The organism is Aquaspirillum soli, from assembly GCF_054781915.1.
The window spans coordinates 26,962-38,399 of the sequence record NZ_BAAGTM010000019.1; the positions used below are offsets into that span (position 1 = coordinate 26,962).

Annotated in this window: 15 protein-coding genes; 14 read left to right on the forward strand and 1 reads right to left on the reverse strand. The window is 50.2% G+C overall.

The window, feature by feature from the left end:
- The first annotated feature begins 146 nt into the window (after positions 1–146).
- The 14 genes from ACYVJG_RS11865 to ACYVJG_RS11930 all read left to right on the forward strand — a co-directional run bounded on the left by ACYVJG_RS11865 (position 147) and on the right by ACYVJG_RS11930 (position 10,860).
- Positions 147–1,133 (forward strand): KpsF/GutQ family sugar-phosphate isomerase, encoded by a 987-nt coding sequence (locus ACYVJG_RS11865; RefSeq protein ID WP_460431236.1) that lies wholly within the window; start codon positions 147–149, stop codon positions 1,131–1,133.
- Between the two features lie 32 nt (positions 1,134–1,165).
- Positions 1,166–1,690 carry a 3-deoxy-manno-octulosonate-8-phosphatase KdsC gene (gene kdsC, locus ACYVJG_RS11870; protein ID WP_460431237.1) on the forward strand — a complete coding sequence of 175 codons (525 nt, stop codon included), beginning with the start codon at positions 1,166–1,168 and terminating at the stop codon, positions 1,688–1,690.
- A gap of 3 nt (positions 1,691–1,693) precedes the next feature.
- Positions 1,694–2,284, forward strand: coding sequence for an LPS export ABC transporter periplasmic protein LptC (gene lptC, locus ACYVJG_RS11875; RefSeq protein ID WP_460431238.1), 591 nt, complete (start codon positions 1,694–1,696; stop codon positions 2,282–2,284).
- Positions 2,262–2,783, forward strand: a complete 522-nt coding sequence (gene lptA, locus ACYVJG_RS11880; RefSeq protein WP_460431239.1) for a lipopolysaccharide transport periplasmic protein LptA — start codon at positions 2,262–2,264, stop codon at positions 2,781–2,783. Before lptC ends, lptA begins: the two co-directional genes overlap by 23 nt.
- A complete protein-coding gene (lptB, locus tag ACYVJG_RS11885; RefSeq protein ID WP_460431240.1) occupies positions 2,780–3,511 on the forward strand; it encodes an LPS export ABC transporter ATP-binding protein in 732 nt (243 codons plus the stop codon). The genes lptA and lptB overlap by 4 nt, the downstream gene beginning before the upstream one ends.
- 14 nt (positions 3,512–3,525) lie before the next feature.
- Positions 3,526–4,971 (forward strand): RNA polymerase factor sigma-54, encoded by a 1,446-nt coding sequence (locus tag ACYVJG_RS11890; RefSeq protein ID WP_460431250.1) that lies wholly within the window; start codon positions 3,526–3,528, stop codon positions 4,969–4,971.
- A gap of 224 nt (positions 4,972–5,195) precedes the next feature.
- On the forward strand, positions 5,196–5,516 hold the full coding sequence (gene hpf, locus ACYVJG_RS11895; RefSeq protein ID WP_022652874.1) for a ribosome hibernation-promoting factor, HPF/YfiA family: 321 nt from the start codon (positions 5,196–5,198) through the stop codon (positions 5,514–5,516).
- A 148-nt stretch (positions 5,517–5,664) separates the two neighbouring features.
- Positions 5,665–6,117, forward strand: a complete 453-nt coding sequence (gene ptsN / locus ACYVJG_RS11900) for a PTS IIA-like nitrogen regulatory protein PtsN (RefSeq protein ID WP_460431241.1) — start codon at positions 5,665–5,667, stop codon at positions 6,115–6,117.
- A gap of 2 nt (positions 6,118–6,119) precedes the next feature.
- Positions 6,120–7,076 (forward strand): HPr(Ser) kinase/phosphatase, encoded by a 957-nt coding sequence (hprK, locus tag ACYVJG_RS11905; RefSeq protein WP_460431242.1) that lies wholly within the window; start codon positions 6,120–6,122, stop codon positions 7,074–7,076.
- Positions 7,057–7,902, forward strand: a complete 846-nt coding sequence (gene rapZ, locus ACYVJG_RS11910) for an RNase adapter RapZ (protein ID WP_460431243.1) — start codon at positions 7,057–7,059, stop codon at positions 7,900–7,902. The genes hprK and rapZ overlap by 20 nt, the downstream gene beginning before the upstream one ends.
- Positions 7,899–8,267 carry a NusG domain II-containing protein gene (locus ACYVJG_RS11915; protein ID WP_460431244.1) on the forward strand — a complete coding sequence of 123 codons (369 nt, stop codon included), beginning with the start codon at positions 7,899–7,901 and terminating at the stop codon, positions 8,265–8,267. The genes rapZ and ACYVJG_RS11915 overlap by 4 nt, the downstream gene beginning before the upstream one ends.
- Entirely contained in the window at positions 8,248–8,775 is a 528-nt protein-coding gene (locus ACYVJG_RS11920) for a Gx transporter family protein (RefSeq protein ID WP_460431245.1), read from the forward strand. The genes ACYVJG_RS11915 and ACYVJG_RS11920 overlap by 20 nt, the downstream gene beginning before the upstream one ends.
- The gene (locus ACYVJG_RS11925; protein WP_460431246.1) at positions 8,759–9,370 is read left to right on the forward strand and encodes a flavin prenyltransferase UbiX; all 612 of its coding nucleotides are present in this window, start codon (positions 8,759–8,761) and stop codon (positions 9,368–9,370) included. Before ACYVJG_RS11920 ends, ACYVJG_RS11925 begins: the two co-directional genes overlap by 17 nt.
- Positions 9,370–10,860, forward strand: a complete 1,491-nt coding sequence (locus ACYVJG_RS11930) for an NAD(P)H-hydrate dehydratase (RefSeq protein WP_460431247.1) — start codon at positions 9,370–9,372, stop codon at positions 10,858–10,860. Before ACYVJG_RS11925 ends, ACYVJG_RS11930 begins: the two co-directional genes overlap by 1 nt.
- Here ACYVJG_RS11930 and ACYVJG_RS11935 read toward each other — a convergent pair.
- Entirely contained in the window at positions 10,847–11,236 is a 390-nt protein-coding gene (locus tag ACYVJG_RS11935; RefSeq protein WP_460431248.1) for a YidB family protein, read from the reverse strand. The two genes, ACYVJG_RS11930 and ACYVJG_RS11935, sit on opposite strands and share 14 nt — an antisense overlap.
- Positions 11,237–11,438: the final 202 nt, after the last annotated feature.

Consider the following 11,438-nt stretch of genomic DNA (forward strand, 5'->3'; position numbering starts at 1 on the left):
ACAACCAATAGAGAAAAGAGAAAGAATGGCGCAAATTATACTGGGAATGCACAGAAACGATGCCCGTGCCAACCACGGCGATGCGATTAAAATTGCTATAATGGGCCGCGTGACAGCCTATTCCTTTTACAGACAGCGACTTTTGCATGACTGACTTCGATTCTTTGGCCCAACACCGACTCCATCTTGCACAAGAGGTATTACATACCGAGGCCGACGCCATTCGCGTGCTGGCACAACGCCTAGACCACACTTTTTTAGCGGCAATCGAAGCCATCTTACATTGTCAAGGTCGCGTGATTGTGACGGGAATGGGGAAATCGGGTCATATTGCACGCAAAATTGCTGCTACCCTTGCCTCAACTGGCACACCAGCCTTTTTTATTCACCCTGCTGAAGCAGCACACGGCGATTTGGGGATGATTACAGATGGCGATGTGGTATTGGCCTTGTCTAATTCGGGTGAATCAGAAGAAATTGTCGCCCTTCTCCCCAGCTTACGCCGTAAGAACATCACCTTATTGGCAATGACCGGCCGCCCGCAATCCACACTGGCTAAAGAAGCTGACTATCATCTGAACGCAGCGGTAGATCGCGAGGCCTGTCCACATAACCTTGCCCCCACCACCAGCACCACCGCCGCCTTAGCCTTCGGTGATGCCATCGCCATGGTATTGCTCGATGCACGCGGTTTCCAGCCAGAAGATTTTGCGCTATCCCATCCCGGCGGCAGTTTGGGCCGGCGTTTATTGGTGCATGTCTCAGACATCATGCATCAGGCTGATGCGCTGCCAGTGGTAACACCAGACACGCTGTTACGCGATGCGTTAATGGAAATTAGCCGCAAAGGGTTGGGTATGACAGCGGTGGCCGATCAGCAAGGCATATTATTGGGGGTTTTCACTGATGGGGATTTACGCCGCGCCCTCGACCGCCATGCTGATGTACACGCTACCTTGGTCGGCGAGTTGATGACCACCCGTCCACGCACGATTGCCCCCCACCGTCTGGCCGCTGAAGCGGTACAACTGATGCAAACCCATAAAATATTCAGCCTCTTGGTGTGTGATGAACAACAACGTTTGTTGGGCGCGCTCACCATGCACGATTTATTGCGTGCTGGCATTGTGTAATAAAGACATTTTTTGTTGTGATTGGATAAGCAATGCAATCTGTATACACCTTAGCACGCGATATTAAATTGCTAATTCTTGATGTCGATGGCGTGCTAACCGATGGCTCGATTTATTTCACGCCACAAGGCGAAGAAATCAAAGCCTTTAATACACTGGATGGTCACGGCCTAAAAATGTTGAAAGACAGCGGGGTTGAGTTGGCAATTATCAGTGGCCGCAGCGCGCCCTGTGTTGAACATCGTGCCCGTAATCTTGGCATCACCCATCTCTATCTCGGTTATGACAGCAAACGCAGTGCTTTTGCCGATCTACTCGCACAGACAGGGTTAAACGCAGAACAATGTGCGTATATCGGCGATGATGTGATTGATCTACCCGTGATGCGACAAGTGAAATTGGCCGTTGCCGTACCACATTCGCCGAATATCGTCCGCAGCCATGCTCACTATGTGACGGGTGCGGCCGGTGGACGGGGTGCGGTGCGTGAGCTGTGCGAGTTGATTATGCAAGCGCAAGGTACGCTCGACCACGCACTCGCCCCCTATTTGGCCTAAATCATGTTACAAGCCTCGCCGCGTCTTTTTCCTTTGTTGTTGGTTGCCCTACTCGCCGCCATCACCTTTGGCTTAGAAAGCTTGATTGGATGGTTGGCGATCAGCCCACCGCCAAACAGTCCCAACACCGAGGCATATCGGATTGAAGACTTTCGCGCCAGTGAATTTGGCATAGATGGACAGTTGATCCAACGCTTAGATGGCAAGGCAATATGGCAATTTCCACAACAAAATGTCGTTTACTTCACTGCGCCACACTATCGCCGCTTTGAACAGGGTAAATTGATCGGTGAATTAACCGCACAACAAGCGCAGTATCACACTGAACAAAAAACTGCTGAATTTAGGGGGGCTACGCGTCTTGTGCGCCATGCCCACGCCGGTCGTCCCGAGGCAATCTTAGAAACCCAAGCGTTAGAAGTCGATGTTGAAAAACGGGTCGCCCGTTCCAAACAGCAGTCGGTGTTCCGTCAAGCTGGCTCAACTGTCGAATCCGCTGGTTTTATCTACCATGATGCCACAGGACAAGTCAGCCTTTCTTCACGTCCCCAATCGCGGGTAAAGATCATCCATGAACCGAAACCTTCCCCTTAAACTCGGCCAACTGCTTTGTCTGGCGGCCTGTTTCACCAGTGCGGCAGCATGGGCAGAAAAGGCTGACCGCACGCAACCGATTACCATCGAAGCCGATAGCGCCAATTTAGATCAACAAAAAGGTCAAATGGTGTATGAAGGCAATGTGATTTTGACGCAGGGCAGTCTTTTACTCAAAGCCAGCAAAATCGTGGCAACGGATAAAGGCAATGGTCAACAACAAGCCACTGCCGTCGGTAGCCCTGCTTATTTTAAGCAACGCCTAGATGCCAAAGACGGGCAGGCAGCAGAATGGGTTGAGGGCCAAGCCAAACGGATCGATTACGACAGCAGCAGCGAAGAGGTGCGCCTCGTCGAACAAGCCCGTATTAAGCGTGGCCAAGACAGCGCCGTCGGCCATAGCATCACCTATCACGGCAAAACCGAAGTCTTTCAGGTCAATGGCGGTGGCAAAAATGGCCGCGTTACCGTGATCTTGCAGCCAAAGAGTAAGCCATGACCCCTCAGAGTGTGCTTTCTGTGCGCCACCTACGCAAAACATATAAAAAGCGAACGGTGGTGCAGGATGTATCTTTAGACATCAAAAGTGGTGAGGTAGTTGGCTTGCTGGGCCCCAATGGGGCTGGAAAAACCACCAGTTTTTATATGATTGTCGGTTTGGTGGCGGCGGATGCCGGACATATTTTCTTAGATGATCGCGACATCAGCACCTTGGCCATGCACCAACGCGCCCGTCTTGGCCTTGGTTATTTGCCACAAGAGGCCTCGATTTTTCGCAAAATGACCGTCGAAGAGAATATCTTGGCGATTTTGCAAATTGCCGGCGGCCACCACAAAGACAATCATGCCCAGCTCGATTTACTGATGGAAGATCTCAACATCAGCCATCTGCGTGAACACAGTGCGCTGTCTTTATCTGGCGGCGAACGGCGACGGGTTGAAATTGCGCGTGTCCTCGCGACACGACCACGCTTTATTTTGTTGGATGAACCGTTTGCTGGGGTCGATCCGATTGCGGTGATTGATATTCAAAAAATCATCAGCTATCTCAAAAGCCGTGGCATTGGTGTCCTGATCACCGATCACAATGTACGCGAGACACTGCGAATCTGTGATCACGCCTACATCATCAGCAATGGCAGCGTTTTAGCCGCCGGCTTACCGCAACAGCTCGTTGATAATGAAGAAGTCCGCCGTGTCTATCTAGGCGAGCATTTCCACCTCTAGGAATCTGGCCCTTGATGAAGCAAAGTTTACAACTCAAACTCAGCCAACAACTGACGCTCACCCCACAGTTACAACAGTCTATTCGTCTGTTACAGCTGTCAACGGTTGAGTTACAACAAGAAATCGAGCAGTTCTTGTTACAAAACCCGATGTTGGAACGAGTTGATGAGTATGAAGCCCCGAGCGACATCGAACCGGCACACCCACCACACGACGCTGTCAACGAACCCTCAGACACCAATCACGACAGTCCCAAAGAAGATCTGAGCGAGACACATCTCGAATTGGATTATGGGGGGGACTGGGGTAACAGCAGTGGTTTACCTCGTGATGAAGATGAAGACTTCGACCCTCATGGCCGATTGTGTCACGAGCCAACTTTACGCGAACATCTGTTAAGCCAATTAGCCGAGCATGTCTTAAGCGCACGCGACCGCGCCATTGTCACCTTGCTCATTGAAGCCTTAAATGAACAAGGCTATTTAGAAGACAGTCTAGACCACCTCGCTGCCGAGTTGTCAGAAGAACTCGCCACCGAAGCGGATGAACTACTGGGTGAGTTACAAGTTGGGCTGTCTCTGTTGCAACAATTTGAACCAGCGGGGGTTGGCGCACGCAATTTGCATGAATCAATGCGTTTACAGTTGCAAGCACAGCCCCATTCAGCGATTCGTAATTTAGCTCTTGAAATCAGCCAACAACATCTCAATCTGTTAGCTAACAGGGATTTTTCCCGCCTGCGCAAGCTCACCGGACAAGATGACCACGCCCTGAAAGCCGCGCAGCAGCTCATTGCCAGTTTGAATCCTTACCCTGCCGCGGGTTTTGGTGGAGAAGAAACGCGTTATGTTGCTGCTGATATTGTGGTTCAAAAACAAGGCGCAGCATGGGTCGCACGTCTTAATTCAGCCGCGATGCCACGCTTGCGCGTCAACAGCCTCTACGCCAATCTCCTCAAACAACAACGCGAAAGTGGAAATGCCCTAAATGGCCAGCTACAAGAAGCACGCTGGCTGGTGCGTAATATCCGCCAACGTTTTGACACCATTCTCCGCGTGGCAGAAGCCATTGTGATCCGGCAACAAGCTTTTTTTGAACATGGCGAAGAAGCGATGTTGCCCTTGGTGCTACGAGAAATTGCCGAAGAACTCGGCTTGCACGAATCAACAATTTCTCGCGTAACCTCACAAAAGTTTTTATTGTGTCCGCGTGGACTCTTTGAATTGAAATACTTTTTTGGTAGTGGCCTTGAAACAGACAGTGGAGAGAGTTGCTCTGCCACGGCGATCAAGGCAAGATTAAAGAAACTGATACAGGCAGAAGACCCGAAAAAGCCGCTGTCAGATAATACACTGGCCGAGTTACTGTCTCGTGAAGGGATACAAGTTGCGCGGCGTACGGTGGCAAAATATCGTGAGGCCTTGCATTTACCACCAGCCAACCAACGTAAAGCACTCTAGTGTGCGGTATACCCAAGGTTTATATTGATTTGGTAAAGGAAGTCTCGGCTTCCAATGGCTCGCAACCATTACTGCGCTACCCGTGGCAAGTCCGTTCGGTAACGATGGCGCTGTGTCTGGAAGGGTTCCAGACGCAGTCGGGAAAGTCAGGCCTGCTACGCTGCTTATAGCAACAGGAACAAAACATTGCGTACAGCCACGCATTTTTTGGAAAGCAAAAGGACATGAACCTTAACATCAGCGGCAACCATCTTGAGGTCACTCCCGCCCTGCGCGACTACATCGTGTCCAAACTCGACCGTATCACTCGTCACGTTGATAACGTGATCGCGGTGAACGTGATTCTGTCGGTGGAGAAATTGGATCAGAAAGTCGGTGCAAGCTTGCACTTGAAAGGGAAAGATATCCATGTCGAAGCCACCCACAGCGATATGTACGCTGCCATTGATGCGATGGCGGACAAACTTGATCGCCAAGTGTTGAAACACAAAGAAAAAATCACCGAGCACCATGCCGAGCGGCCAGTGATGGATTCCTCTGTGTAAGCCCTGATTTAACGGTCAATTCTTAGGTGCCGGTCTAGTCTGCCGCACCATGACAAGCGGGAACTCTGAGTTCCCGCTTTGCCTATGCGCTGCCAATCCCTGAAAACCGGCGTACAATCCAGCAGTTTTTCTGATTCGGATGTTCGTAATGAGCCTTATCGCCAAGATTCTGCCAAGCGACCACATCGTGCTTGACCTTGATGTGGCAAGCAAAAAGCGGGTTTTTGAGCAAGTGGGAATTCTGTTTGAAAATAGCCACGGCATTGCCCGTAGCGAGGTTTTTGACAGCCTCTTTGCTCGCGAAAAACTCGGCTCAACCGGTTTAGGACAAGGTGTAGCTATTCCACATGGCCGCGCCAAGGGATTGAAAGAAGCCGCCGGCGCTTTCGTGCGTTTGAAAACGCCTATCCCATTCGATGCTCCTGATGGCAAACCGGTGCAAAACTTATTTGTTTTGTTAGTACCGGAACAAGCCACTGACTTACATCTGCAAGTCCTCTCCGAATTAGCCCAACTGTTTAGCAGTCGCCAGCTACGTGAGGCACTGTTGGCAGCGGACTCTCCCACTACGGCTTATCAGCTCCTCACAGAACGACGTTAACCATGCCCAGTATTACCGTTCGCAAGCTATACCAAGATAACTGTCAAAAACTGAATTTGGCTTGGGTTGCTGGTGCCTCGGGAACTGACAACCGAATTAGCAATGATGAACAGCGGCCAACCCTTGCTCTAGTTGGACATATCAATCTCATCCACCCCAATCGAATCCAAGTTTTTGGGGTTGCTGAAATTGATTACCTCAACCGGCTCTCGGCCGACGATGCCCGTCAAATGCTCGACCAACTGTTTTCGCTCAGTATGGCAGCGGTGATTGTCGCAAATGGTGAACCTGTTCCATCACAACTACGGCAATATTGCGAACGCTATCGGGTGCCATTATTGGCCTCAACCCAGCCCTCGCCTTATCTGATGGATGTGATGCGGATTTATCTGGCGCGCATCTTGGCAGTTTCGACAACCTTGCATGGCGTTTTCCTCGATGTATTGGAAATTGGGGTGTTGATTACTGGTGATAGCGCGATGGGGAAAAGCGAGCTGGCACTGGAACTGATTTCACGTGGACATGGTCTAGTTGCTGATGATGCCGTAGAACTGTATCGGATTGGCCCTGAAACTCTCGAAGCCCGCTGTCCAGATATGTTAAAAGATTTTCTGGAAGTCCGAGGCTTGGGGATTTTAAATATCCGCTCGGTGTTTGGTGAAACGGCTGTACGCCCGAAAAAAGCGCTCAAGCTGATTATTCATTTGGTGAAGGCGAATGACCAAGTGATGCAAGGTCTCGACCGCCTGAACATTCAATCAGAGACGCAAGATATTCTTGGCGTGAAAGTGCGGCGAGTCACTATCCCCGTGGCAGCCGGGCGCAACCTTGCTGTGCTCGTCGAAGCCGCCGTCCGCAACTATATTTTGCAGTTGCGTGGCATCGATAGCACCCGAGATTTTATTGATCGGCAAACCCGTATGATGCGTGAACAAGACTATGCAGCTGATTCTGATTAGCGGTTTATCTGGTGCAGGTAAGTCGGTTGCCCTGCACATGCTGGAAGACCTTGGCTATTACTGTGTGGATAACCTTCCCACCGGCTTCTTAGCACGCATTATCCTGTTATATCAAAAATACAATTATCAACGGATTGCCATTAGCGTTGATACCCGCAGCGCCCCGATGCTATCGCAGCTGCCGGCGGCCATGAGCAGTTTGCGTAAGCATGGCTTTGATGTGCGTCTATTATTTTTAGATGCACAAGACGCCACCCTGATTCGACGTTATTCCGAAACCCGCCGCCGCCATCCGCTGTCACAACAAGGTTTAACCATCCCCGAATGTATCGCTAAAGAACGCGATATGTTGGGCGACTTACATTCACTAGGACACCGGATTGATACCAGCGCCTTAAGCGCCAATCAGCTGCGAAGCTGGGTGCGACAATTTGCCGATGCCGATACCGCACCACTGACCTTGTTATTTCAATCATTCGGCTTCAAACACGGTGTGCCGCTTGATGCAGATTTTGTGTTTGATGTCCGCTGTTTACCAAATCCCTACTACGATCTTACCCTGCGGCCTTTAACGGGCCAAGATGCCCCTGTCGCGGCATTCCTTGAACAGCAGGCGACAGTGGAGCAGATGTACCAAGACATTCACCAATTTGTGTCACGCTGGCTACCACAGTTTAATCAGGATAATCGCAGTTATCTTACGATCTCGATTGGCTGTACTGGCGGACAACATCGTTCTGTTTATTTAGCAGAACGGCTGAGTCGCACTTTTCCAAATGAACAGGTTTTACTGCGCCATCGGCAATTACCACCCGCGCAAGCATGAAACACCCCCTCGGTTTGGGTGATGTGTTGTGCATCCTTTTCTTTGGTGCCGTGGTATTGGCCCTATTCAATTGGAGTTGGCAACATGCCCCCGCCCAAGAAGCCATCGTCCGTGTTGGTGGTAAAATTGAACATCGGCTGTCTCTGCGTCTAAACCAAACGGTGACGGTCAAAGGTGCCCTAGGCCCGACAGAAATCGAAATTCGCCAAGGTCAAATTCGTATCAGCCGCGACCCAAGCCCACGTCAATACTGTGTCCAGCAAGGTTGGTTGCAACGCGCGGGACAAACCGCGATTTGTTTACCGAATCAGGTCAGTATCGAACTGCCAACAGCGACACATTCCCATGACAGTCTCAGTTTTTAGTCTCGCACCAAGCCAACAAGATCAGTACATTGCGCGTTTGGCCTGTTTAGGGATTGTGTTGAGTGTGGTTGAGGCTTATTTCCCTTCCCCGTTGCCGGGGGTCAAACCCGGGTTAGCCAATCTGGTCACTTTACTTGCTTTACAAAAATTAGGCTGGCGGGCAGCCGTAGCCGTGAATTTAATTCGGGTGGTGGCCAGTGCTTTATGGTTGGGGAGTTTATTTACCCCCGGCTTCTTCTTAGCGTTATCGGGTGCCTGTGGCAGCTTACTCTTGCTTGGCATTGCACAATATTTACCGAAACCTTGGTTTGGTTTGATCAGTCTGAGTTTGTTTTCCGCAGCAGGACATCTTGCAGCACAATGCTTATTGGCATGGCTGTGGCTCTTACCCAGTCAAGGTCTGCTGTATTTCCTGCCTTTTCTTGCCTTGTCTGCTTGGCTCACCGCCATTGTCAATGGTTGGCTGTGCCAACAGCTTTTGGAACCTCATCATGCCTCTACCGCGTAATGTTACCCTTGCCCTCACCGGCGCATCTGGGATGCCCTACGGCATCCGCTTGCTTGAATGTTTGATTGCCAGTGGCGTCCCAGCCTATGTTTTATATTCACAAGCAGCACAGATCGTCGCCAAACAAGAAATGGGATTGACCCTGCCCAGCCGAGCGGCAGATCTTGAACAGCAGTGGCAACAGCATTACCAAGTTGGGCCAGATAAATTACGGGTATTTGGACGAGAGGCATGGTTTGCACCGGTGGCCAGTGGTTCAAATCCACCAGAGGCGATGGTGGTATGCCCTTGTTCAATGGGTACTTTAGCGGCGATTGCACATGGTTTATCCGACAATCTGATTGAACGGGCAGCAGATGTTTGCCTAAAAGAACGTAAAAAGCTGATTATTGTGCCTCGAGAAACGCCATTTTCTACTTTGCACTTAGAAAACATGCTGAAATTGTCTCAGCTTGGGGCAGTCATCTTACCGCCGAGCCCGGGCTTTTATCATCATCCAAAACAGATTGAAGATTTAATTGATTTTGTTGTAGCAAGAATTTTGGACCAACTCGATATACCGCATCAATTACAAAAACGGTGGGGGGAAGATTGATGGAAAGAGAAGAAAGCTTGTTGCTGTATTCAGCAGCCACTTTACGACAATGGGAAGAACACGCTGCAGCACAAGGCTTACAACTGATGGCGGAAGCGGGCAGTTGTATCGCTAAATGGATACAACAACATTATCCCCAACCTTCAAAAATTCTCGCGCTAGTAGGTCCAGGTAATAACGGAGGTGATGCCCTTATTGCAGCAGCCGAACTGCGCCAATATGGCTATCAAGTGACCGCGTGGATGCCACAGACACCGAAAAGCCAAGAAGCCAAACAAGCGCTGATCTCAGCACAACTTGCAGGCGTGGTGTTACACCAAACATGGCAACCTCCTTGTTACGATCACGAACTGATTTTGGATGGTTTATTCGGGATTGGGTTACAACGTGCTCCAACAGGAGAATGGGCACAACTGATTGCGTGGGCCAATCAACAAACCAGCGCCAAAATAGCGATCGATGTTCCCTCTGGTCTCGATGCGTGGCGTGGCACAGCCTTTACACCCACCTTACGAGCGCAGCACACGCTTACATTCCTTGCGGCAAAACCCGGATTATGGACCGGCGAAGGACGTGATTATTGTGGCAAGATTGATGTATTCGTGCTGTCAGTGGATAAAAATCCAGCGTTGGCCGAAGGTGAAATCAACCGCCCCTCGCTCAGCAGTTTGCAACAATTAGTGCGGTCACATGCCTCGCATAAGGGACGTTATGGCACCACAGCGATTATTGGAGGCAGTGATGGCATGGTGGGTGCGGCAATTTTAGCGGGACGAGCAGCCTTGCTCACGGGTAGTGGAAAGGTTCAACTGTATTGTGTCGCACCGACAGTGAGATACGATGCCGAATACCCAGAATTGATGATGCAAACCGCCGAAGCCAATCAACCAACCAACGGCGATTGTTATGTAGTCGGGCCGGGGCTAGGACAAAGCCAACAAGCCACGACTTTGTTATCACACGCGCTGGATAGTGATGTGCCGCTTGTATTGGATGCTGATGCTTTAAATCTACTGGCACAAAATCCAGATTTGATTAAGCAAATCATGCACCGACAGGCAGAAACGTTACTCACCCCTCATCCAGGAGAAGCGGCACGATTGTTAGGATGTAGTATTGCCGAGATTCAGCAGGATCGTCTTGCTGCATGTCACGCATTGCGACAACGCTACCATTGCCATATTTTATTGAAAGGTGCCGGAAGTTTGATCATGCAACAATCAGGTTATTACCATCTGAATCCAAACGGCAACCCTGGCATGGCGAGTGCGGGACAGGGAGATGTCTTAAGTGGCGTCATTGGTGGACTGGTAGCACAAGGGTTAGCACTGTTTACTGCTGCCACTTTAGCAGCACATGTTCATGCCACAGCAGGGGATCAACTGGCAGCACAGGCGGAGGGCTATCTTGGTTTAACAGCCAGCCGCACTGCGCAGCAAATTCCAATCGTTCTGAATCGCTGGATTAAGACCTTGCTTAACCCTTATTAAACAAACTGCCCAATAACCCTAAACCTTGACTGGCAATATCCTGACTTCCATTTTCAGCTAACTGGCTGATAATGGAAGGCAGGAATTGCGCCATAAGGGAGGGCAATTGTGCAACATCTAAGCCAAACTGTTCAGCAAATGCCCCTAATTGGGTTTCAGAGAACACCTGTCCAATTTGTTCAGGAGTGATTGGTAAATTGGTGTCTGTTCCCATCCAAGAAGCAATCACTTCGCCTAAACCTGCCGCTTGAAATTGCTCTACCAAAGCAGGTAAACCACCGTTTTCTTCAATCAGACGCGCCACAGATTGCAGCATATCGCCTTGACCACCGGTCAATTGACCTGCCATACCAAGAACTTGATCAAATAATCCCATGAAATTCCCCTAAACAAGAATGACGATAAAAACACGATATGGGGAAATTTAGCGAAATCACAATGTTTTTCAGACAAAACAAAACCCCCTGCTACTTGGTAGCAGGGGGTTTGATGTTGGGGGCTTGGCGGAGACCTACTTTCACACAGGGATCTGCACTATCATCGGCGCTGAGTCGTTTCACGGTCCTGTTCGGGAAGGG